Below are 23312 nucleotides of genomic sequence, written 5' to 3'. Positions count from 1 at the left end.
ATATCAAGCATAATTCATTCTCACTTTTCCAACACAGGATAGTATTACATAAAAGAGGTGAAGCTGAATGGAACACGTGGATTTCGACATTGGAATTATTGGCGGCGGGCCTGGAGGCTCATCGATTGCATCCTACCTGGCAAAGGCCGGGCTCACGTGCGTCATCTTTGAGCGTGATTTGTTCCCGCGTCCACACGTTGGTGAATCTCTTGTCCCTTCGTCTACTCGCGTGTTTAAAGAGATCGGCTTTATGGACAAAATGGAAGCTGCAGGCTTCCCGAAAAAGTACGGAGCCGCATGGACAACGTCTGGTCGCGGGCCGATCTACGCCGACAGCTTCGACGGGCTGGAACCCGATTGCTATGCGGGAGTCCGCTTCGATGAGCGTGTACAGCCTGGCGTTGACCGCAACTATACCTTCCATGTGGATCGCGGCAAATTCGATCTGATGCTGCTTCAACACGCGCATGAGCTTGGCGCAACCGTGTATGAAGGCGTGCAGGTACGGAATGTTGATTTCAGCGAGGAAAATAGACCGCGCATCAACTTCACCATCGGCAAGCGTGACATAAGCACAAATGTCCGGATGGTTGTCGATGCGAGCGGGCGTCGTACGCTCCTCGGGAATCAGCTCAAACTGCGGATTCGCGACACAGTTTTCGATCAGTACGCCCTGCATACGTGGTTCGAGGGCTACGATCGCTCCATTATGAGCACAGACGAGGCTCAACGTGATTTCATCTTTATTCACTTCCTTCCGCTCACAAATACGTGGGTCTGGCAGATCCCAATTACCGAGACGATCACGAGTATCGGCGTTGTCACGCAAAAACAGAACTTCGCAAAGTCGCGTAAGGAACGGGAGCAGTTCTTCTGGAGCTGCCTGGAGAGCCGCCCGGAACTGGCCGAAGGTCTGCGAGCCGCCAACCAGATTCGCCCCCTGAAAGACGAGGGAGACTACAGCTACGCCATGAAGCAAATTTGCGGCGATAACTTTGTGCTCATTGGGGACGCAGCTCGCTTCGTCGATCCCATCTTCTCAACCGGGGTCAGCATTGCGCTCAACAGTGCACGCTTCTCCGCCGCCGATATTATCCGGGCCGCCGAGAGTGGCGATTTCCGCAAACAGAGCTTCCAGAACTACGAAACGACGCTACGTCGGGGAACGAAAAATTGGTATGAGTTCATCTCGGTCTACTATAGATTGAATGTGCTCTTTACCGCCTTCGTGCAAGATCCACGCTATCGCATTGATGTCGTCAAGCTTTTACAGGGCGATGTCTACGATGAGGATGAGCCAGCGGTCTTAAAGCTGATGAAAGAGATCGTGACTGAGGTTGAACGGAACGAGGATCACATCTGGCACCACTACTTAGGCGAACTTACATCGCACGCGTTCGCTCCGGCCTTCTAAAGTGAGGTCAACGGTTTCGGCAGGGATGCCACCCTTTTTGAGAATGAGATAACCCGTAGCGATAAGAGAATGAGCAGGGGATAATGCTAACAGGTCAGATTCTACTTCAACTTATTGTGATTCTCTTCGCAGTGCAGCTTTTCGGCACCTTGAGTCGACGTATCGGGCAACAGTGGGTAATCGGAGAGATTCTGGCCGGGCTTGCCCTGGGGCCATCACTCCTGGGCTTGCTTCTTCCCGACCTGCAACGCCAGATCTTCCCCCCGGCCAGTATTCCCATCCTGCATATGCTCGGGGATATCGGGCTGATTCTCTATATGTTCTCTCTGGGTGCGCGCACCGATGTGCAGGAGTTGCGCTCACAGAGCCGTGTCGCGGCCATTATTTCCCTCAGTGGGATCATTGTTCCCCTGCTGCTTGGTTTTCTGCTTGGTTTTCTGCTCTTCCCAGCCCAGGCGGGCAAGCATGCGACACCATTTTCGTTCGCGCTGCTGATGGGAGTTGCGATGGCGATCACGGCCTTTCCCGTGCTTGCACGGCTGCTAAGTGAAAAGCGGCTGCTCACGACCAGAATCGGGATGCTCTCGCTTGTCTGCGCTTCTGTCGGTGATGTGATTGCCTGGTGCTTGCTGGCAACAGCGTCGACAGTGGCACATGCACAAAGTGGCCTCTCCATTCTGCTGATGCTGGTCTTCACCGCGCTTTTCATCGCCAGCATGTTCTTGATTGTTCGTCCCCTGTTCATTCGGGCAAACCGCCATATCCGCTCGATGCCGCTTCTGGCGGCCCTGACATTTGGCACGGTTTTACTTGCCTCCTTCACAACCGACAAAATCGGCATTCACCCGATTTTTGGGGCCTTCCTCACGGGACTGATCCTGCCCCGCAACCAGAACTTCACACAACAGATTCACAGCATCGATCAGGTGAACGGGCTCCTCTTTCTGCCGCTCTTCTTTGTAGTAAGCGGCCTACGCACGCAACTGGGGCTGATTCAGAGTCCCGCCCTGTGGCTGCTCTGTCTGGTGATTCTGCTGGTTGCCTGCCTGGGAAAAATTGGAGGCGGTACCCTCTCGGCTCGCATCTCTGGCGAATCATGGCGCGACTCACTCACGCTTGGCTTCTTACTCAACACGCGTGGGCTAGTTGAACTTATCGTGCTCAATATCGGCCTTGAACTGGGGATTCTCTCACAGACCCTCTTCTCAATACTGGTGATTATGGCTCTAGTCACAACCATGCTCACGTCACCCTGCCTCTATCTGCTTGGAGTGCGACCCGACACGGCGACGCCGGTAAAAGACAAGCGCAGCGAAACAACTCTATCAGGTTAATTGGAGCAAAAGGACATGGACTTTTCCTGGACACCCGAACAACAAGCCCTGCACGATAGCATCATACAGCGCGCCGGCGAGGAACTAGCCGATACGCCTTCGGGCCAGTTCTGGACACGCACACAGTGGAAACGCTGTGGAGAGGCCGGGCTTCTCGGTTTGAGCGTTCCTCAAGCCTATGGCGGAGGAGGCCACGATGCCCTGACAACAGCATACGCCATTGAGGCATTTGGGCGGGCACACCCCGATATGGGATTGATTTTCTCGGCCTCTGCCCACCTGTTTGCCTGTTGCATGCCTCTTGTCGAATATGGCAATGAAGATCAGAAGCGGCGCTGGTTGCCGGGCCTCTGCTCTGGCGACCTGATCGGAGCCAATGCGATTACGGAAGAAGAGGCAGGCTCTGACGTCTTCGCGCTGAAAACGAGAGCTATCCGTGACGGCGATTCGTATGTGCTTCAGGGTGTAAAAAGCTACGTTAGCAACGGCCCAACCGCTGACCTATTTCTCCTCTATGCCTCAACAGAGCCAGCACATGGGTATCTTGGCATTACAGCATTTGTGCTTGAGCGTAATACACCCGGCATTGAGGTCGGTTCACCATTTGCCAAACTGGGCTTAAGCAGCACTCCAGCCGGTCAACTGAGACTGCATCACTGCCGCATCCCTGCCACACAGAGAATCGGTGAAGAAGGACAGGGAGCACAAATCTTCCTCCAATCCATGCAGTGGGAGCGCTCCTGTCTCTTTGCGGCCTATCTTGGTCAGATGGAGCGTCAGTTAGCGCAAACGGTTGCCTATGTCCGCACCCGCCGGCAGTTCGGCCAGGCTCTCGCCAAAAAGCAGGCCGTCGCCCATCGGCTGGCAGATATGAAGCTTCGGCTTGAATCCGCCCGCCTGCTGCTCTATCGGGCCTGCTGGCTGCACGCACAGGGTGAAAAGGCACAGCTTGCCACATCGCTTTCAAAGCTGGCGGTTAGCGAGGCAGCGCTTCAAACAGCCCTCGATGCGCTTCACCTTCACGGCTCAAAAGGTTTTAATTGCGACACGGGCCCTGAACGCATGCTCCGTGACGCAATTCCATCCACGCTTTTTTCTGGAACGTCAGAGATTCAACGAGACATTATCGCAGGTGAATTAGGCCTATGAATATTCAGCATCTGCTTCTAGAGGCCGCACAGAAGTGGCCCGATCATATCGCGGTAAAAGATGCCGAACGCGAGTACAGCTATCGTGAACTAGACGAGCTTGCGGGGCGGTTCGCTGGCGCCCTCGCTGCACGAGGGATACGCCCGGGCGACCGCGTTGGCCTCTGGCTTGAAAAATCCGCTTCCGTCATTGCGATGATGCAAGCGGCGCTACGTTTGCATGCCGTCTACGTTCCTCTTGACCCACTCAGCCCACCGGCCCGGATTGCCACCATTCTTCACGATTGTGGAATTTCTCTGCTCTTTACCTCAGAGGAACGAGCGGAAATTCTATCCTCTATAGAGGAATCAGTGCAAACTCTTTTTCTCGCTGAGGCCAGCACAGCACAGGCAGTCAGCCCGCTCCCTCCTACCCACGAAGACGAGCTTGCATACATTCTCTACACGTCTGGCTCCACAGGCACGCCTAAAGGGGTCTGTATCAGCCATCGGAACGCGCTTGCCTTTATCAACTGGGCCGTTGAGGAGCTACAGGCCACCGCCACCGATCGCTTTAGCAATCATGCGCCCTTTCACTTTGACCTCTCCGTTCTCGATCTATATGGCGCGTTCTCAGTCGGTGCAACGGTCGTGTTGATCCCGGAAAGCAGCGCCTATGTTCCCGCTCGGCTCGTAGAGCTGCTCTACACGGAGAAGCTGACCATCTGGTATTCTGTCCCCTCCGTCTTAACGCTCATGATGGAACAAGGTTGTCTGCTTGAACGGGAGCCTCCCGCCGTGCGTGCTCTGCTCTTTGCCGGAGAACCATTCCCACTCAAGCATCTGCGTCGTCTCTACCGTCACTGGCCCGGGACGCGCTTCCTGAACCTCTACGGGCCGACCGAAACCAATGTGTGCACCTTCTACGAGGTCAAAGCGATTGCCGACGATGCAACTGCCCCGGTTCCCATCGGACGTGCCTGCTCGGGTGATCTCGTCTGGGGGCAGAAAGAGGATGGCACCCCGATTCACGTCGGCGAAACCGGTGAGCTGCTCGTGTCCGGGCCAACCGTCATGGCTGGATACTGGGGGAAGGAACCGCATGGTAAGCGGCCTTATGCAACGGGCGACCTTGTTACGCTCGATGCTGATGGCAATTACCACTACAGAGGGCGCCGAGATCAGATGCTCAAGCTACGTGGCTACCGCATCGAGACGGGTGAGGTTGAAGCCGCCTTACTGGCTCATCCAGCTATCTCCGCAGCGGTTGTTCTCGCGGAAGGTGAGGGAATTGAGGGGCGGCTGGTTGCTTTTCTCTGCTGCACCACAGAGGAACCACCATCTCTGCTGGAATTGAAAAAGCACTGTGCCAAACAGCTCCCCCGCTATATGATTATCGACGCAGCCTATACGCTCCCGACACTGCCCTATACACGAAACGGCAAGATCGACCGACTTGCTTTACAGGCTCAATTAACGCAAAGGAGGAATCATCATGTTGCCAAAAGCTGAACTTATCGAACGGCTGAAAACCTACATTGTACAACAGGTGCTGGATGGTAGATCGTTTGGTCTGGATGAAAATACCCCTCTCCTTGAATGGGGCATTATTAATTCAATGGAGATGGTCCGCCTGCTTGCCTTTATTCGCGAGCAATTTCAAGTCGATATTCCGCCTCATCAAATGGTTGCCACCCATTTTACCAACCTGGATACAATCGCTGAGCTTATCTTGCAGACAGCGAGCAAGCAACAGGCGTAGTCTGTACCCTTTCACAATACAACGATGGAGATAGACGAGAAAGGTATACCAATGTACGAATCGCAGCGTGAACCAATCGCCATTGTCGGCATCGGCTGCCGCTTTCCCGGCGCAAATAGCCCCCGCGATTTCTGGGATCTTCTCCGCTCTGGCACCAATGCGATCCGTGATATTCCTGAGCAGCGTTGGTCAATGGAGCTGCTTGAACAGAACAGGCCGGGAGCAATCAAGAGTCGTCGGGGAGGTTTCCTGGATCAGATTGACCAGTTCGATTGGCGGGCTTTCCGTCTCTCTCCCCGCGAGGCCAAATATATTGACCCTCAGCATCGCCTGCTGCTTGAGGTCGCCTGGGAAGCCCTCGAAGATGCAGGTCTTCCCCTATCGCAAATTGCAGGTAGCAAGACAAGCGTCTATATGGGCATCAGTTGGAACGACTATCATAGCTTGCTGACGCGCCAGTGGTCGCAGATCAACGATTACACCGCAACCGGGAGCGCGAGCGGGCTCGCTGCTGCCCGCCTCTCCCACTTCTTCGACCTCAAAGGCCCGAGCATGGCCATTGATACAAGCTGTACGTCCTCGCTCGCGGCACTCTACCTCGGCTGCGAGAGCCTGTGGAACAGGAGCGCATCCCTTTCACTGGTCGGAGGCGTGAGCCTGATGCTTGCTCCGGAAAATGCGGTCATGGTTTCACAGGCAGGTCTGCTTGCTGCTGATGGGCAGACAAAGACACTGGACAGCGAGGCGGACGGCTTCTCACGCGGAGAAGGGGCCGGGATCGTCGTCTTAAAGCCTCTCTCGCGTGTGGAGCCCGGTGACCGAGTATATGCGCTGTTGCAGGGGGTTGCCGTCAACCACAACGGACGCAACGCATGGTTAACCGCACCCGATCAGCAAGCACAGCAGGCTCTTCTACAGAGCGCGTATCAGGAAGCAGGCATAGAGCCGCGAGAGGTTGATTACATCGAGCTTCATGGCACCGGCTTTAAGCGGGGCGATCTGCTTGAAACAGAGGCGCTGGAAAGCTTCTTCGCGGAGCAACCGGACAGAGATCAGCCCTGTCTGGTCGGCTCAGTCAAAACGAATATCGGCCATCTGGAGGCCGCTTCAGGGATTGCAAGCCTGATTAAGGTTGCGCTCTCGCTCTATCACCGCGAGATTCCCCCCACACTGAACCTCAAGACACTGAACCCCGAGCTTACCATGCGCAATCTCGCTCCTGTTCGTCAGCTTCAGCCCTGGCCCCGCAAGATGGGAACACCGACAGCAGGCGCTACCAGCACTGCCCTGAACGGTGTCAATGCGCATGTGATCCTCACGGCCTATGAGGCTAAAGAGCAGAAGCCGGTTCAGGAAAAGAGAACGTCCCTGCTGCCGATCTCTGCCCACTCTACCGAGGCTCTCTCTGCACAGGTTGAGGGATACCGCCACTACTTGCACACAGCGTCACCCCACATGTGGCGTGATATCTGCTATACAGCCAGTGTGCGTCGTGAGCATCACCCACATCGAGTCGCTATAGTGGCCGCTTCCGCTCAAGAAGCAGCCGAAAAGCTCACCGACGCACTCAAACACGCTCGTTCGGGCAGGTCGCATCGGCTGGCTTTCCTGCTGGACGATACAGGAGATGAGACGGCTCTACACGCCGAACCGGCCTATCAACGGGCCCGAGCCGAATGCGAGCAGATCCTTCAGCGGTTCTCGGCTTCACCACACCTCGACGAGGCGCTGCAACCATTCGTTCGACAGGTCGCACAGGCCGCTTTCTGGCGTTCCTGGAACATCGAACCCGATGCAGTCGCCTGGACAGGGACGGGAGAGCTTGCCGCCGCTTATCTAGCCGGTGCACTCACTCTGGAACAGGCAATAGAGCGCCTTCTTCACCCGAGCGAGGCCCTGCTACCAGCAGCCCCCCTCCCGCTCTATGAGCTGCAACCGGCTTCAGAAGCCACGCTGGAACGTTTCCTTGAGGACGGATATGACCTTGTGCTCTCGTTTGCCTCTCCCTCTTCAATCGGCGAGGTTCTCCAACAGCACGCACGGCAACAAGAGAGAGAGCTTACCCTTCTTGCCGCCTCCGACGCGCCCTTAGAGGTGCTTGCCCTGCTCTACACCTGTGGCTATCCGATCAACTGGCAGCAGCTTTACCCCGAGCCCGGCTCGCTTGTCTCATTGCCACTCTACTCCTGGCAGCGGGAGCGGCTCTGGCCCGAATGGCTGGATCTCGCCACGATCAGCACACCGCCCGAAGCACGCGAACAGCCGCCCTCCCTATCTCAACCGAGCGAGCGGCAAGACGAAACACCGGAAACAGTGCTGATCTCGCTCTGGACCGAGGCATTGGGCTATCCCGAGCTTGACCGAGACGCAAACTTCTTCGCCCTCGGGGGACACTCTCTCCTTGCTGAACAGCTCCTTGCTCATATCAACCATCATTTCCACGTGCGCCTCTCGCTCAGCCAGCTTCTGCAAGCGCCAACGCCCGCGCAGTGTGCAGCTCTGCTTGCGACTTTACGTGAGGAGCGCGAAGAGACGCCGCCGCTTCCGCTCATCCAACCAGACCCGGACCATCGCTCCGACCCCTTCCCGCTGACCGAAGTACAACATGGTTACTGGATTGGTCGCAGCGACGCTTTTGAGATCAGCAACGTGGGCAATCACGCCTATATCGAGGTAGCAGCACCCGAGATCGATTTCCAGCGGTTCGATGCCGCGATTCAGACACTTCTTGCCAGGCATGAGATGCTACGTGCCATTCTGCTCCCTGATGGTCAGCAGCAGATTGTTGCTGAGATTCCGCCTTTCTCAAGTCGCGTGATTGATCTTCGGGCACTCGCTCAGCCGACTCAGGACGCACAACTCGCCGCTTTTCGCCGGCAGATGGATCATCAGATTCTGCCATTGGATCGCTGCCCGGCGTTTGAGGTACTCATCTTCCTGCTGGACAAAGGGAAGACGCGTATTCACTTGAGTGTGGAGTCTCTCTTCTTTGATGCATGGAGTATGAACCTTCTCCTGCATGAGTTTTTGCACTTCTATTACCGCCCGCATGTTCCCTTACCGGCGCTGGAACTGTCCTTCAGAGACTACGTTCTGGCAGAACAGGAACTACGGCAGTCCGAGCTATACCGCCGCTCTCAAACCTACTGGGAGCAGCGAATACCAGAGCTTCCACCGGCTCCAGACCTACCACTTGCCCGCTCGGCCCAAACGCTCAAGCAGCCACGCTTTGTCCACCGAAGCGCAAAGCTCAGCCGTCAACAATGGCAACGCATCAAGGCACGCGCTGCTCAGGCGGACGCCACACCATCGGGTGTTCTGCTCACAGCCTTTGCGAATATCATCGCGGCATGGAGCAAGTCGCCTCGTTTCAGCATCAACCTGAGCATCTTTAACCGTCTGCCGCTACACCAGCAGATACATCAGATCGTTGGTGATTTTACCTCGCTCATCATTGTGGGTATGGATCATTCAACGCCGCGCTGCTTTGCAGAACAGGCCCGAGCAACACAGCAACAGCTCTGGCGCGATCTCGATCACCGCCACTATAGCGGAATTCATGTCTTGCGAGAGCTGGCCCGCCGCAAAGGCGACATCTCAGGTGCGGTCATGCCCATCGTTTTTACCAGCTTCCTGATCCAGGATACCGCCAGCAAGGACACACCTCTCTGGAACGAAACGCTCTATTGTGTGACCCAGACGCCACAGGTCTGGCTTGACCATCAAGTGCACGAAACGGCAGGCGAGCTGATCTTTCACTGGGAATCCGTGGATGAGCTTTTTCCACCGGGCCTGATCGATGCCATGTTTGAGGCCTACTGCTTGCTTCTTGAGCGTCTCGCAACCGAAGACGAGCAAGCCTGGCAGGAGGTACCACGACAGCTTGTGCCGACCGAGCAGCTACAGCAGCGCCAGCAGGCCAACGCGACAGCGGCCCCGGTCTCCCACGCCCTCCTGCATACCCTTTTTAGCGAGCAGGCACTCCGCCGGCCCGAGGCGGTCGCCGTTGTTTCACCCCACCGCACCCTGAGCTATCAACAGGTCTACTCGGGGATGATGCAGCTTGCCAGACAGCTTCGGGCATCTGGCGCATCACCAGATCAACTGATCGCGGTTGTGATGGAGAAAGGATGGGAACAGGTTGTCGCGGTGCTCGGTATCCTTCAGGCGGGCGCAGCCTATTTGCCGATTGATCCCCACCTGCCAACCGAGCGGCTCCACTATCTCTTGAATCATGGTGAAGTCACGCTTGCTCTGACGCAGTCATGGGTAGACGAGCGCACCAACTGGCCACCCCATGTCCAGCGGATCCACGTCAATTCGCTTGATCTCGAACAGGCCGTCTCGCAGCCTCTCGACTCGGTTCAAACACCTGAGCATCTGGCCTATGTCATCTATACCTCTGGCTCAACGGGACTGCCCAAAGGGGTGATGATTGACCATCGAGGCGCGGTCAATACGATTCTTGACATCAACTCGCGCTTCAACGTTAACAGCAATGACCGGGTCTTCGCGCTCTCCGCCTTGAATTTCGATCTTTCAGTATATGATATCTTCGGCTTGCTAGCAGCCGGGGGCTCACTGGTCATTCCGCCCGACGGCTCAGAGCGGAATCCTGCCCTCTGGCTTGAACTGCTCCAGCACGAGCGCGTCACGCTCTGGAACTCGGTTCCCACGCTTCTGCACATGCTGGTCGAGTACACCGCAAACGACTCCGCCCTACAACAGACCTCACTTCGCCTCGCTCTCCTCAGCGGCGACTGGATACCGCTTTCACTGCCTGACCAGGCCCGCGCGCAGCTCCCATCGCTTGAGATTATCAGTCTGGGAGGAGCAACCGAGGCTTCCATCTGGTCGATTCTCTACCCGATCAACGCGCTAGAACCGCACTGGAAGAGCATTCCCTATGGTCGCCCGATGCTCAACCAGCGCTTTCACGTGCTGAATTATGATCTTGAACCGGCTCCCGTCTGGGTTCCCGGCGATCTCTACATTGCTGGAATCGGGCTCGCTCGGGGCTACTGGCGCGACGAGGAGAAAACATGCGTCAGCTTCATCACCCACCCTCGCACCGGCGAGCGGCTTTACAGGACCGGTGATCTGGGTCGCTACCTGCCAGATGGCACGATTGAGTTTCTGGGCCGCGATGACTTCCAGGTGAAGATACAAGGCCACCGCATTGAGTTGGGTGAGATTGAGGAAACCTGCCTGCAACATCCAGACGTTCAGGCAGCCATTGCGACCGCCATCACGACCAGCACTGGTGAAAAGCGACTTGTCACCTACATCGTTCCACAGCAACCGAGCGAGGCATTTACGCCATCCTTTGGAACGTCCATGCAAGCGCTTCAGCGGCTTGACAACGCCTTCGGCCTGGGCAGCATTCGCCAGACGGAGAACCGCCCGACTGTCCAGCTAACGGCACAGCGTGAACTCAGCGCCTACCGGCAGCGCCTCAGCTATCGAGCCTTCCTCCCGCATGCCATCCCTTTGACGCGGCTCGGCGACTTTCTGGCGACGCTCAGCCAGGTCGAGCTTGAGGGCCTGCCCAAATATCGCTATCCCTCCGCGGGCGGCATCTATCCCGTTCAGGTGTATATTGCGATCAAACCAGGTCGCGTCGAAGGGCTTGAGGAGGGATTTTATTACTATAACCCGCAGACGCATCAGCTGGTGTTGCTCTCGTCCAAAAATGAAGAGCAGCGCAGGGTACACGGATTGGCGAATCAACCCATCTTTGATTCGGCAGCCTTCTCCCTGTTCCTGATCGCGCATCTGAAGGGCATTCAGGCTCATTACGGTCCGCTCGCCCGGGATTTCTGCCTGCTTGAGGCGGGCTATATGAGCCAGCTTCTTATGACCGAGGCCCCGCGCCATAATCTCGGCCTCTGCCCTATCGGTGATCTCGACTTCGCGACAATGCAGGGCGCTTTCGGTCTCCAGGAAGGCCAGATCCTCCTTCACACGCTGCTTGGTGGCGCGATTGATCCAGCAGCAGCAAGCGGCTGGTCGTTCCTTCCGACTACCCATGCGCCAGCCGACATTCGACAATCGCTACAGGCGTTCCTGCGTCAGAAGCTGCCTCAGTATATGCTTCCCTCCACTATTGTTGTGCTCGATGCGCTGCCGCTGACAGCAAACGGCAAGGTGGATCGTAAAAATCTGCCCGAACCCGATCTGAGCAGCCTGCGCACGCATGGCCCGGCAGTCCCACCCGAGACCGAAACCGAGAAGCAAATAGCCGCAATCTGGCAGGAGCTGCTACCGGGGGCGACAATTGGCCGCTACGACAGCTTTTTCGATCTGGGAGGCAATTCGTTGCTGCTCGTGCGGCTTGCGACGCGGATACGCAACGCGTTTCCTCTTGATTTCTCATTCCCGACGCTCTTCCGCAAACAAACGCTTGCTGACCTCGCAGAATACATTGAGGATCAGCTACTCCAGAAAGTGGAAAGTTTATCCGAAGCAGAAGCGCAGCAAATGATGCAAGCGCTGTTTCGTTCATAATATCCAGGAGGTGCGTGTGTCTCATCTCGACAAACAGGAACGGCAGGCGCGGCTCTCACCCGCCCAGCAGGCTCTTTTTCGGCTCTGGAAGCGGGGAGAAAGTAGTACCGGCAATAACAACCGGCACATCACTCCTCGCGCAGAAGATGGCCCGGTTGCCCTTTCATTCTCACAGCAGCGGCTCTGGTTCCTTGACCGGCTTGAACCGGGCAACCCGTTCTACACAATTAGCGTTGCGTTCCGGCTCTCGGGTTCGCTGCGCGTCGATCTCTTACGAGAAAGCCTGAATCGCGTTGTACAGCGCCATGAGTCGCTACGCACCGCCTTTACCATAGCCGATGAGCAACCGCTACAGTATGTTCTCCCGCTAACGCACTGTCCGTTTCAGGAGCAGACGCTAGCCATTCCCCCTGGGCCCGGGGAATTACAGGAGCAGCTTCGGACCGAAGCGCGTACGCCCTTCAACCTGCAAGAGGGGCCGCTGCTTCGCGCTCGGGTGCTTCATCTCAACGCGCAAGAGCATATATTGCAGATCAGTATGCACCATATCATTTCAGATGGCGGCTCAATGGACATCTTTCTTGCTGATCTGGCTGCGTACTATAATGCCCTTCTTGTCGCGAAAAAGCCGCAACTCCCTTCCCTTTCAGTTCACTATGCAGATTATGCGGTCTGGCAGCGCGCAGAGCTGACCACAGAGAAGCTTGCGCCGCATCTGGAATACTGGAAGCAACGCCTGAACGGGATTCCTCCGCTGCTTGACCTGCCCACCGATTACCCGCGCCAGGCCATTCAACGCTATCAGGGCTCACTGCTCGAAATTCGGCTACCCGCTTCACTGACCGCCACCCTACGGACTTTCTGCCAGCGTGAAGGTGTTACTCCCTTCGCGGCGCTTCTGGCAACGTTTCAGGCGTTTCTTGCCAGATATACGGGACAGAAGGATATTGTGATTGGTACCGATATTACCGACCGGGAGCACGCCGAAACCGAAGCGGTCATCGGGTTCTTTGTCAATACGCTGCTTGTGCGCACCCACGTCACATATGAGCAGACATTCCGGGAGCTGCTTCGGCAGGTCAGACAGCAGCTTCTAGAAGACATTGCTCATCATCAGGTTCCATTCGACACACTGGTTGCGGAGCTTCAGCCAGAGCGCACCCTGAGCCACTCCGCGCTCTTCCAGGTGATGTTCTCCCTGCAAAATACCCGGATCGATAGCACCACCCTGACAGGGCTTCAGCTTGAGCGATTAGTTGTTGACAGCCACATTTCCCGCTTTGATCTCCTCTTCGACCTCTTCGATACCGGGGAGCAGATCAGCGGCGTGATTGAATACAATACCGATCTATTCAAAGCTGAAACCATCTCGCGGATCTTCAACTACTGGCTTACCCTGCTCACAAGCGCCCTCGCACAGCCCGAGCAGCGCATAGCACAGCTTCCGCTCCTCAGTGATGCCGAACGCCGGCGTATGCTTATCGAGTGGAACACCACGTCGCCGCGCATTGCGTACCCCGAACATTGCGACCTCGCGGCCCTCTTCACGGCGCAGGTCAACAGGACTCCCGATAGCATCGCCGCCATCTGTGAAGAGGAACAGATCACCTATGCCTGCCTGAAACAGCGCGTCGACCAACTCACGGCGCTCTTACAGCAGCACCAGATCGGCCCGGAAAGCGTGGTCGGGATCTGCCTTGACCGCTCCATCTTGATGCTTGTCTCCCTGCTTGCGATCTTCCAGGCCGGGGCCGCCTATGTTCCGCTGGAACCAGATCATCCACGCGAGCGGCTTCACCTCTTGCTTGAGGAGACGGCGGTTTCCTTGCTGCTCACCACCCGCACCCATCTTCAATGCATGGAACCAGGCAGGCGGCAGGCTATCTGTGTCGAAGAGCTTTCACATCAACAAGCAACAGGCCAGCCAGAGCCGATCCAACCGCAGCCTGAGCAGCTTGCCTACGTCATCTTCACATCTGGCTCGACGGGCCGCCCCAAAGGAGCAATGCTTACCTATGATGGCATGCTCAATCATCTCTACGCCAAAATCGACATCTTGCAGCTCGGGGAGCGAGATCGTGTGGCACAAAGCGCGTCACTCAGCTTTGATATCTCGCTCTGGCAGTTTCTCTCGCCGCTCCTTGTTGGTGGTACTGTCTGTATCCTCGACTCAGCTACAATGTATACTCCCTCGCAGCTCTACCAGTCACTACACCGTTTCAATATCAGCGTCCTCGAACTGGTGCCGGCACAAATTCGTATGTTGTTGGAAGAGCGACAGCAGCGAGCCGTGTCGGACACGGTCCCGCTTCGCTGGCTGATCTCAACCGGTGAGGCAATCCCACCACAGTTGTGCCGCCACTGGCTTGAGCGCTATCCCAATGTGTCGCTTATCAACACCTACGGCGCGACCGAGTGCTCCGACGACGTAACCCACGAGATTATCGCAAAGCTACCGGACGAGCAGAGCAGCAATGTCGCGGTCGGTCACCTGATCCCGGCTATGCAGATCTACATTCTTGATGACGCTCTCGAACCGGTTCCGGTCGGCGTCCCCGGTCATATCTATATCGGAGGGCAGGGCGTCGGTAGAGGCTACCTGCACAACCCTGCACGTACCGCAGAAACCTACCTGCCCGATCCATTCAGTGCACAGCCCGGAGCTCGCTTCTACAAAACGGGCGATGTGGGGCGCTACTGGCCTGATGGGCGCATTGAGTGCCTCGGGCGCATCGATAATCAGGTCAAAGTACATGGGCACCGGGTCGAACTGGGCGAGATAGAAACAGTGCTGATGCGGCATGAGCAGGTTGCAGAAGCGGTAGCAATCGTTCGTGAAGACGCAGCAGACAGGCATATTGTTGCCTATGTCGTTCCTCGCGAAGCCTCGCTCTCGACCCAGGTCTTGCGCACCTTCCTGCAACAGAAGCTACCTGAATATATGCTGCCCGCTCATTTCGTCCTGCTTGAACGTTTCCCGCTCAACGCCAATGGAAAGATCGATAAGCACGCGCTGCCCGCTCCCTCAGCCACCTTTACCGGAGAGTCCTATGTTGCCCCGAAGAGTCCGGCAGAAGAGCTGATCGCCGCACTCTGGGCCGACCTGCTCTCGCTTGAGCGCGTGGGCCTTCATGATAACTTCTTTGTGCTTGGCGGCCATTCTCTCCTTGCCACACAAACACTCTTCCGGATTCGCTCCATCTTCGAGGTTGAGCTTCCTTTGCGCAGCCTCTTTGAGCGGCCAACCGTTGCAGGAATCGTAGATGAGCTGGCTCAACTCTATGAGGATCGCGCAACGGTGGATGAAATAGCGCGTATCTATCAGGAGATAGCAAGTCTTCCAGACGAAGAGCTTCCGTAGGGCTGGCCGTCTTGTCGCCTCACAGCCCCGATCAGGCGACGGGACGGCTTTAACAGGTCACTCGTCGGCCATATGGGGAAAGCATTCTCCTCCTGAGATTACTCCTGTGCGCAGCTTTTCTCCTCCTTTGGCGTATAGCGTCTCTCATTTTCTCTTCTCGTCGAAAATCCTCTCTACGATGATTGTCTTTCTTTTAAGAGCACAGTACACTTACATCTACAGGTGTTTTTTCAGCCTCTTACAGTGCTCAAGCGCATTTATAGCGGCTCTATCAAACTGCGAAGCACCAATAGAAAGCACTCGAAAGGAGATGGCAAGATGTCCCATGACGAAAATGAGGATACCAGACGCTATAAAGTTGTTGTGAATCATGAGGAACAGTATTCTATCTGGTTTGCGGATCGCGAGGCACCTGCGGGCTGGCGCGAGTGCGGTTATGAGGGACCGAAAAGCGACTGCCTGGCTTACATTAAAGAGGTCTGGACAGATATGCGTCCCTTGAGCCTGCGCAAACATATGGAGGAAGTCGCCTCCCAATCGAAAGAGCAGTAGACAGTATTCAGCGCGCAAAGAGAGGAACAATGTACAAATATTGTAAAGCGTACCGGCTTGCAGAATTGCGGCAATTTCGCGGCTGGATAGAACAGCCAACCGCAACACCTCCAGACGCCGACACCATCTGCTACCTCTGCGATGATTTTACGGTCGTCCTCAGTCCTGTACAGGAACAGGCTCCACTTTTCGCAAAGGTGACACCCGAATGGCGGGAGTTCTGTCAGGAAACCCTTCACTTTGCGATTCCCGAAGACCTGCAATATGCCTATCAAGCAGATGCGTAATCTTTGCCCATTCTCGCATGTACGAAAGGAGCGACCTTCCAATGAACGAGCTTGTACAGCGGCTTTCTCAGGGGAAACATCCCGTTGTTATTGGTGGCTCACGGCCCACACTACAGGAATTTCAGCAGCGTCTTACTGAACTCGGATATGTCTTCCTCAAGTTTACGGGGACACGCGGGGGTACAGATCTTGGTGTACGTGTCGATCAGAGCTCTACCGATCTCAGTCAGGCCGATTTCGCGACAGGATCTGGTACGGTCCACGTCGAGGGCACACTTACCCTGAACTATGTTCCCGTCCGCTGCATTGCTGATATCGACCTTTCGACGCAGGGAGGAACCGGCTACCTCGTCATCATGGAGGGACAGCCCGCCTGATCCTTCCGCGTTGGGGGCTACCCTTCTCTCATTGAGAACCGAACACTGGAGCCTCTCCCTGCTCTGCTGTTCAGTTCCGGGTTACAGCAGAGGTGTTCATCCTCTCGATAGTCCTCTGTCGAGTTCGACGCATCAAAGCTTCTGGCACAGCCTTGCAAGCCCTCTATGCAGGATCAGATCAGTCGCTCCCGGCTGTGCCAGCACATCCCAGGCCATCCGCTGTATACCCGGCTCTCCGACGGAAGAGGTCAGTGTTTTTCCCCGCTGGACAATGACAAACATGTAAAACACCTGATACGCGCAATGGTCATAGAGGCCGATCATTTTTCAGCGTTATCACTATGCTTTGATGACTGATGAGGAGATGCTTTCCTGAGTTGACAGAGAATTGAGGCAAGGGCAGGAAGGATCCTATCACTTTACAGACACAAACAAATGGGATAGAAACATCTTCCTGCTTCTTTGTACCTATTTCAGCTACTTACTCAAGAATAATACTATTGAACTATCCATTCACAGCAGCTTCCCTCAGGCACGAAGTCAATCACCTTCACCAGAAGGAGGAGGTTTGTGTCTGGACTCCACCACAGTTCAGCCCCTTCACAGAAAGATTGCTTTGGCTTCCTTGTCCGACACATCAGGGATAAGTGACACCTGCCCCGTTCTCGCCCGGTCCTGCCGAACAAGAAGTGTTCTCCGTTCGACGCGAGTGTCAGTTCACTGCGCGATTGTCTCTTGCTGTATGCTTTGATGGTTATAGACTAAAAGTCTGTAACCATCATTCTGAGGCAATTGTCATGTTTGAGAGGGAGACACTGCTGTTCTCTCTTTGGCCCGCTTGAGCAACCGTTGCAGCAGGCTCATTCCTCTCCTGCCTGAAGACGAGAGCATCCCGAGCCGCTACTGAAGTGAAACGCTCAGATATCCAAACAGTGGAACAAAAATGCGTGCTCGCCCTCTTCGTCTTCTCAGTGGCCTGTTTTTACATAGAAATGCTTAACTCCTGCGAGAAAGGGGCTTTTGATTGGCTCAACAACTTGAGCGGGAACAGCCTTCAAGTCGGGAAAGCGCTCCAGCAAGATCGGCAAGGCAATCCTAGCCTCCAGCCGTGCCAGAGGCGCACCCAGGCAGAAGTGAATGCCGTGGCCGAAAGTGAGATGACGGTTAGGATAACGCTGGATATCGAAGTAGTCTGCATTTGAGAATTGAGCTTCATCATAATTCGCAGAGTCCACCATCACCAGTATCGGTTGATATTTACCGATCTGCTGTCCCCCCAGGGTCGTTTCAGTTGTTGTGAAACGAAAATCGCTTGCAACCGAGGGGAAACAGCGCAGAATCTCTTCAATCGCTCCGGGCATCAACGAAGGATCCTCCCGCAACTGGTTAGCAACATCAGGATAGGTATCAAAGCAGACCACCGCGTTGCCCAGCAGATTCGCCGTAGTTTCGTGACCTGCTATCAACAGTAACAGACAGAACTCCAACAATTCTTCATCGTTCAGTTTCTCTCCATCCACCTCAGCGGCAAGCAGAAGACTGATGAGATCGTCCCCAAGGGCCGCACGCCTCGCTTTGAGCACTTCCCCAAAGTAAGCGTTCAGAGCTTGCAAACTCTCCTCGCGGCTCTGGGAGAAGCTGGTTCTGTCTTCAAACTGGTAACCAGTGGTCAATGTGTTACACCAGGCATGGAACTTCACACGATCTTCCACTGACACACCCAGGAGCTCAGCAATGACAGTCAGTGGCAGCGGATAGGCAAAATCCTGGATCACATCCATCTCACCACGCACCTGTACCTGATCGAGGAGTGCATGAGTAATAACGCTGATACGCGGTGCCAGTTTCTCTACAACACGGGGAGTGAATGCTCGATGGATAATCGTGCGAAGCTTTCGGTGGCGTGGCTCATCCAAACCCAGGATGCTGAACATGGTGGGCATCCCGGATGGGAGATCCTCGAATCGGCGCGGATCCGAAGAAAAAGTGGTATGATCGTTCAGCACACGCACCGCTTCAGCATAGCGAAAGACCATCCAACTCCCGGCTCGCGGCTCGAAGAAGACGGGACTCTTCGCACGCATCTGCTTGTAGTGCTCAAGAGGCGGCCTGATCGGACTTTCGATTATTTTATGCATAGTGGCGATTTCCTTTCCTGGGCCTTGACCATTTATACCGGGCAAGCCCTCTTCAAAAGATTGAGTAATAACACCTATGGCTCTTTCCTGCTCACCAGACTGAGATTCACTCATCAGAGCGGCATGCAGGAAGAAACGGACGGGAAACACGCTTCATTTCCACTCCTTACTTTGTACGACTGTAATCCAACAATCGTTTGGTTGGTTTTTAGCCCAAAAAAAGGGCGTTTCCGTATCTATGTTTTTCATGGACAAGAAGTCTGGAGAAGGATAGCAAGTACTTCTCATACTAATACCCGCTCGGGCTCCTGCTCAGGAATAGCATACACCGCCATGTTTTCAACATGATAGTGCAGCGTTGTATGATGCATGACGGCACTGGTAACACTACCATACACAGTGACAGAGCAATATCAGCATTGTGCAAACACTGCTCAGTTCTATAAGAACCCATCCGCGGGTAGCAGGAAGGCCGTGCAAGTATGTCACAGTGTTACCAACCAAACATTTTGTTGGTAACACTATACCAGAGGAAGATTGATCCTGTCAATCTTTTTCATCATTTCAGGCTCCCAAAGTCTCCTATACACCAGCCTACCACCATGAGAGCTCCACGCTGCTTCATGAGAAGCGCGACGGTACAAATCCGCCGGGGAGTTGTTATGGTGGTTTGTAAGGACTGGCAACCTCTGACGCGAGACCTCTGTAGACTGGCCCAGGAGGCATCTTTTATCTCTCTCTTTCCATCTTGTATTTTCAGCATCCCACCCCTTTCCAACAGTTTCATCTCACATTATCATTTTTACTATACTTTACGTCAAATATACTATACACATCATTATATCTCCCATAACATCTTCACTACCTCACACAAGCTGACATCCCTCCTCCCTATTTCCTGACCGTTCACTCGCGCCTTGACAGCCCCCTCCTTTTCTGGTACAGTGCCACTAACAAATAAATTGGTGGGGAAAAGACATGCCACGCTCTCTTGAACCGACAAATGCTCGTGAACGGGTCCTTGACGGTGCCGAAAAGTTGTTCGCGGAACGCGGGTATCGTGCTGTCACTCTGCGGGATATTGCATCCAGCATCGGTGTGCACCATACGACGCTCTATCATCACGTCCCTGAGGGAAAGGAACACCTTTTCATGGAAGTGATTGAGCGTAATTTTCATCATCATCGACAGGGGCTTTCTTCTGCCATTTCCCAGGCTGCCCCGAATCTCCAGGCTGTGCTCTATGCGGTATCAGATTGGTTGCTCTCTCAGCCTCCTATGGATCTGGTGCGCCTTGTCTACTCGGATATGCCCGCTCTCGATCCCGCTCATGCCCGTCAGCTCACTGAGCTTGCTTACAGCTCCATGCTCTCCCCTATTGAGGGCGCTCTTCGTAGCGCTTATGAGCGTGGCGAGATTGGACATCATGATTTTGCCCACGTAGCAGGTGCTATTCTTGGCCTGATCGAAAGCGTGTATGCTATCCCTGAACAAAACAGCGAAAAGAGGCAGGCAATAGCGCGCGAGGTGCTTGATATCCTTGCAGCAGGCTTGCGTACATATGAAAGCACGCCCTCTTAGCGCGCTCTTTTTCAGCACGAGATTTCGGGCCCCACCAGATCAGCATGCAAGGTGTACCGACAGCGCTGCCAGATAAAGCGCATGCCCTTGCCTATTTTGTGCGAGCGAGAGCGCTTTTCCCCGTGCCTGGGAGCTCTCAGGAGTGGGACAGCCTGCCACTGCATCAGGAACATCGGTTCCCTTACCCAGGTTCGGAAATGTCATCAAAAAGCCAGGAAGAAGAACCAACAAAAGAATGAATTGGGTGGCGCGGATGACTTCCTCAATGGCAGCACATTGTGCTTTTGAGGCAGCAAGCTTGCTTTCGGAGATCAGCATCCCTTGCTCCTTTTCCGTCATCCTCTGTTGTGTGAAATCATACCATCACCGCTCGGGCTGTCACGTGGTCTCTGCTGCTTTTTCTGCATGCGCCATGCATCCCCTTATCTAAAGACAGGGGCCTTCTGGCGCTTCCTGGTGAACTATCGCTGCCGTGTTGCGATCCTCGACGACATCTCGCAATATGTGGCTCAGAGCCGTGGCTTCAGAGACTTCGTGTATGACACGAACAATGGCGATCAGCTCTGGTTCGCTTCAAACCTCTAAGAACTCGAAGAGCACTTACAGCACCTTCAGAGGCACTGATGAAGCAAGGCCGTCGCTGTCCTGAAAGCAGCCCCTTCCGATTTCTACGACGGCTCGCCTTTCCCCGACCATGAAGAAGAGATTGTCAGGCTGTCAAGCATTGGCAAAAAGGCCTGTTTTCGATATTGCTCCAAGGAGCTCTGTGTAGAGCTACAAGCAGCCAGAAAGACCTTCTTTTCCGGAAGCTGTGCTACCAGCATGACCACTTTAAGCGTGACCTCACACGTGTTCAATGCCTGAGCGTCGCTGTATAGCTCCTCTGCTCCCACACGCCCGATAGTAGATATCGAAGCCTGCTGAAAGACTTTCAGTTGCGTGTTGAGATCAAGGATCCGCTTTTCGATGCATTGCTGTGCCGTCACCGGAGTATCGAAACACCCAATAATAAAAAAGGCTTGACTCTCACGCTAACGGAAGGGTTATACTACCAACCAGAAGAAAGGAAAGGAAACTCATGTATCGTATAGGTCAGCTTGCAAAAGAAGCGCAGGTCTCTATTCGAACTCTGCGCTACTACGATGAGCTAGGGTTACTCAAGCCTTCTATCGTTACAGAGAGTGGCTATCGTTACTACTCCGCTGAGGATACGGTCACACTCTATACTATTCTTGCGCTGAAACAATTAGGCTTCTCCTTGCTCCAGATTCGAGAAATGCTGACAGAGCACCCAAAGGAAGAGCAATGGAAAACATCGCTGCATTACCAGTTACAGGCCGTCAAGGAAGAAAAACAACGCCTGCAACAATTGGAAGATGCTTTACAGGTCGCATTGAACGCGATTGAGATCAAGGAGAAGCTACAGGCTGAGGATCTTCGTCTCTTTCTCGAAGCGGCTCAAGCAGGCACACAGCAGCGGCAACAGTTTCGCGCCCGCCACTTTACTCCAACGGAACAGGCTATCCTGGCGAACTTGCCGGAACTGCACACCGATGATCCGAAAACCCAGACCTGGACACGTCTGCTACGAGAGGTTCGTGAACACATGCATGAACCTCCTGACTCGCCTGCCTCTCAACGACTGGCAGAAGAAATTGTCGCCTATGCTGATGAACTCTTTCAGGGAAACGAGGAACTGACCGGGAAATACTGGGAGTTGATTCGGCCACAGCCCGGACAACCTGCCCGGCTCTACGGCCTCGACGCCGAAACGATGACCTATATAGATGCTATTGTGGATTGGTATATAGCACAGACGGAGCACAACGAAAATGCTACAAACACAGAACGAAATGAAACCGAAAATTGCTAAGCAACGGGCTTCCTGGTTGATAGGAGGGATCGCGCTTCTGGTGATGAGTGTGGGCCTGTTATTTGCCTGTGGCTATCAGCAAATCTCGCCAAGTCGTGGGGATGGAACAGCTCCTATAAGCTTGCTCCCATACCTGCTGCTCATTGCGATACTGCTTGGGCTCATCCGCCTGCTTCCAGCCGGGCAAACCGGAGCGCTTGCCGAAGAGATGCGCCCACAGATGAAGAAGGGAACCTATCTGCTCATCGGCTATACGTTGGTCCTTCCCTGGCTCTTGCTGCTTGCCCAGATTCTTTGGGGTCAAGATGGTTACTTTTTCGCCAAAGTACTTTTGATCCTGGTATACTCTTGTGTTCTCTTCCTGTCCTCCAGACATAAGCCTTTAGAGAACGAGAAGTCTACCCGATCGCTCAGGCGATGGCTCATCCCTTGTATAGTCATTCTGGCGTATTGTTTGCTTACCAGTGGCGGCTTCTTCGCGATATCTGCTACCCGGATCCCTGGCCTTTCAAAAGAGACCTGGCTTGATTACCTGGTTCTATCCCTCGTCACCAATATTCTGACGGCAGGCATTGCTGAAGAACTTCTCTACCGCAAGCTGCTCCAGACACGGCTCGAACTTCTCTTCGGTCACGGGAACGGGATCGCACTCGCAGCGTTTCTGTTTGCCTGGATGCATTTTCCAACTCGCTTTCAGTCTGCCTGGTTGGGGCAAACGGGACAACCACTGCTTGATGCTCTGCTCGCACTTGCGGCAGTGGTTAGCTTTCAAGGAGCAATGGGCGTGCTGTTCGGCTACTTCTGGTTCCGCTATCGCAATTTCTGGCTTTCTGCCCTTTTCCACACGCTGGCAAACGTCCTCCCATTCCTGCTGAGTCTGAAAGAAGTTATGCTGTAGCTAGCAGCCAGATTTGTAATACGCAAAGAGTAGCCTTTTTTGAAGGATAGCATCACGAAGCAGCCATCAGGCTCTATTATGTCTGAGGCTGCTTCTTCACA

The 23312-nt window shown here is 54.7% G+C and carries 18 protein-coding genes; 14 read left to right on the top strand and 4 right to left on the bottom strand.

Annotation, left to right across the window (positions count from 1 at the left end; genetic code table 11):
* Positions 1-67 precede the first annotated feature (67 nt).
* The 10 genes from KTH_RS09280 to KTH_RS09235 all read left to right on the top strand — a co-directional run bounded on the left by KTH_RS09280 (position 68) and on the right by KTH_RS09235 (position 16721).
* Positions 68-1414 carry an NAD(P)/FAD-dependent oxidoreductase gene (locus tag KTH_RS09280; RefSeq protein WP_497618065.1) on the top strand — a complete coding sequence of 449 codons (1347 nt, stop codon included), beginning with the start codon at positions 68-70 and terminating at the stop codon, positions 1412-1414.
* 83 nt (positions 1415-1497) lie between these two features.
* Positions 1498-2748 carry a cation:proton antiporter domain-containing protein gene (locus tag KTH_RS09275; protein ID WP_497618063.1) on the top strand — a complete coding sequence of 417 codons (1251 nt, stop codon included), beginning with the start codon at positions 1498-1500 and terminating at the stop codon, positions 2746-2748.
* A gap of 15 nt (positions 2749-2763) precedes the next feature.
* Positions 2764-3897: an acyl-CoA dehydrogenase family protein gene (locus KTH_RS09270; protein ID WP_497618061.1), complete on the top strand. Its 1134-nt coding sequence runs from the start codon at positions 2764-2766 to the stop codon at positions 3895-3897.
* The gene (locus KTH_RS09265) at positions 3894-5387 is read left to right on the top strand and encodes an amino acid adenylation domain-containing protein (protein WP_497618060.1); all 1494 of its coding nucleotides are present in this window, start codon (positions 3894-3896) and stop codon (positions 5385-5387) included. The genes KTH_RS09270 and KTH_RS09265 overlap by 4 nt, the downstream gene beginning before the upstream one ends.
* Positions 5371-5637, top strand: a complete 267-nt coding sequence (locus KTH_RS09260; protein ID WP_497618058.1) for an acyl carrier protein — start codon at positions 5371-5373, stop codon at positions 5635-5637. Before KTH_RS09265 ends, KTH_RS09260 begins: the two co-directional genes overlap by 17 nt.
* Before the next feature lie 51 nt (positions 5638-5688).
* On the top strand, positions 5689-12144 hold the full coding sequence (locus KTH_RS09255; protein WP_497618056.1) for an amino acid adenylation domain-containing protein: 6456 nt from the start codon (positions 5689-5691) through the stop codon (positions 12142-12144).
* A 16-nt stretch (positions 12145-12160) separates the two neighbouring features.
* A complete protein-coding gene (locus tag KTH_RS09250) occupies positions 12161-15505 on the top strand; it encodes a non-ribosomal peptide synthetase (RefSeq protein WP_497618055.1) in 3345 nt (1114 codons plus the stop codon).
* A gap of 318 nt (positions 15506-15823) precedes the next feature.
* Complete coding sequence (locus KTH_RS09245) at positions 15824-16057, top strand: MbtH family protein (RefSeq protein WP_497618053.1); 234 nt, start codon at positions 15824-15826, stop codon at positions 16055-16057.
* 29 nt (positions 16058-16086) lie between these two features.
* Entirely contained in the window at positions 16087-16344 is a 258-nt protein-coding gene (locus KTH_RS09240) for a hypothetical protein (RefSeq protein ID WP_497618051.1), read from the top strand.
* 41 nt (positions 16345-16385) lie between these two features.
* Entirely contained in the window at positions 16386-16721 is a 336-nt protein-coding gene (locus KTH_RS09235) for an MbtH domain protein (protein ID WP_497618049.1), read from the top strand.
* Between the two features lie 132 nt (positions 16722-16853).
* Here the strand turns inward: KTH_RS09235 and KTH_RS09230 are convergent, their stop codons facing one another.
* Both KTH_RS09230 and KTH_RS09225 read right to left on the bottom strand, forming a co-directional pair.
* Positions 16854-17003 (bottom strand): hypothetical protein, encoded by a 150-nt coding sequence (locus KTH_RS09230; protein WP_497618047.1) that lies wholly within the window; start codon positions 17001-17003, stop codon positions 16854-16856.
* A 686-nt stretch (positions 17004-17689) separates the two neighbouring features.
* On the bottom strand, positions 17690-18859 hold the full coding sequence (locus tag KTH_RS09225; protein ID WP_497618045.1) for a cytochrome P450: 1170 nt from the start codon (positions 18857-18859) through the stop codon (positions 17690-17692).
* Between the two features lie 978 nt (positions 18860-19837).
* On the opposite strand from KTH_RS09225, the gene KTH_RS09220 reads away from it, so the two are divergent.
* Positions 19838-20440, top strand: a complete 603-nt coding sequence (locus tag KTH_RS09220; RefSeq protein ID WP_497618043.1) for a TetR/AcrR family transcriptional regulator — start codon at positions 19838-19840, stop codon at positions 20438-20440.
* Positions 20441-20479: 39 nt separating this feature from the next.
* Here KTH_RS09220 and KTH_RS09215 read toward each other — a convergent pair whose 3' ends face one another.
* Positions 20480-20758: a hypothetical protein gene (locus KTH_RS09215; RefSeq protein ID WP_497618042.1), complete on the bottom strand. Its 279-nt coding sequence runs from the start codon at positions 20756-20758 to the stop codon at positions 20480-20482.
* Positions 20759-20896: 138 nt separating this feature from the next.
* On the opposite strand from KTH_RS09215, the gene KTH_RS09210 reads away from it, so the two are divergent.
* The gene (locus tag KTH_RS09210) at positions 20897-21025 is read left to right on the top strand and encodes a DUF4180 domain-containing protein (protein ID WP_497618040.1); all 129 of its coding nucleotides are present in this window, start codon (positions 20897-20899) and stop codon (positions 21023-21025) included.
* An 83-nt stretch (positions 21026-21108) separates the two neighbouring features.
* Here KTH_RS09210 and KTH_RS09205 read toward each other — a convergent pair whose 3' ends face one another.
* Positions 21109-21426 carry a hypothetical protein gene (locus tag KTH_RS09205; protein ID WP_497618039.1) on the bottom strand — a complete coding sequence of 106 codons (318 nt, stop codon included), beginning with the start codon at positions 21424-21426 and terminating at the stop codon, positions 21109-21111.
* 92 nt (positions 21427-21518) lie between these two features.
* Between KTH_RS09205 and KTH_RS09200 the strand changes: the two genes are divergently transcribed.
* Positions 21519-22313 (top strand): MerR family transcriptional regulator, encoded by a 795-nt coding sequence (locus tag KTH_RS09200; RefSeq protein ID WP_497618037.1) that lies wholly within the window; start codon positions 21519-21521, stop codon positions 22311-22313.
* A complete protein-coding gene (locus KTH_RS09195; protein WP_211326268.1) occupies positions 22294-23211 on the top strand; it encodes a CPBP family intramembrane glutamic endopeptidase in 918 nt (305 codons plus the stop codon). Before KTH_RS09200 ends, KTH_RS09195 begins: the two co-directional genes overlap by 20 nt.
* Positions 23212-23312 lie beyond the last annotated feature (101 nt).

The sequence above is a fragment of the Thermosporothrix sp. COM3 genome (assembly GCF_059696735.1).
Note: the sequence above shows the minus strand (reverse complement) of the source record. Positions and strands in the feature narration are given on the sequence as shown.

Coding starts and splice junctions, on each gene's coding strand:
- KTH_RS09280 (WP_497618065.1), top strand. CDS start 68: ATGGAACACGTGGATTTCGACATTGGAATTATTGGCGGCGGGCCTGGA.
- KTH_RS09275 (WP_497618063.1), top strand. CDS start 1,498: ATGCTAACAGGTCAGATTCTACTTCAACTTATTGTGATTCTCTTCGCA.
- KTH_RS09270 (WP_497618061.1), top strand. CDS start 2,764: ATGGACTTTTCCTGGACACCCGAACAACAAGCCCTGCACGATAGCATC.
- KTH_RS09265 (WP_497618060.1), top strand. CDS start 3,894: ATGAATATTCAGCATCTGCTTCTAGAGGCCGCACAGAAGTGGCCCGAT.
- KTH_RS09260 (WP_497618058.1), top strand. CDS start 5,371: ATGTTGCCAAAAGCTGAACTTATCGAACGGCTGAAAACCTACATTGTA.
- KTH_RS09255 (WP_497618056.1), top strand. CDS start 5,689: ATGTACGAATCGCAGCGTGAACCAATCGCCATTGTCGGCATCGGCTGC.
- KTH_RS09245 (WP_497618053.1), top strand. CDS start 15,824: ATGTCCCATGACGAAAATGAGGATACCAGACGCTATAAAGTTGTTGTG.
- KTH_RS09240 (WP_497618051.1), top strand. CDS start 16,087: ATGTACAAATATTGTAAAGCGTACCGGCTTGCAGAATTGCGGCAATTT.
- KTH_RS09235 (WP_497618049.1), top strand. CDS start 16,386: ATGAACGAGCTTGTACAGCGGCTTTCTCAGGGGAAACATCCCGTTGTT.
- KTH_RS09230 (WP_497618047.1), bottom strand. CDS start 17,003: ATGTTTGTCATTGTCCAGCGGGGAAAAACACTGACCTCTTCCGTCGGA.
- KTH_RS09225 (WP_497618045.1), bottom strand. CDS start 18,859: ATGCATAAAATAATCGAAAGTCCGATCAGGCCGCCTCTTGAGCACTAC.
- KTH_RS09220 (WP_497618043.1), top strand. CDS start 19,838: ATGCCACGCTCTCTTGAACCGACAAATGCTCGTGAACGGGTCCTTGAC.
- KTH_RS09215 (WP_497618042.1), bottom strand. CDS start 20,758: ATGCTGATCTCCGAAAGCAAGCTTGCTGCCTCAAAAGCACAATGTGCT.
- KTH_RS09200 (WP_497618037.1), top strand. CDS start 21,519: ATGTATCGTATAGGTCAGCTTGCAAAAGAAGCGCAGGTCTCTATTCGA.
- KTH_RS09195 (WP_211326268.1), top strand. CDS start 22,294: ATGAAACCGAAAATTGCTAAGCAACGGGCTTCCTGGTTGATAGGAGGG.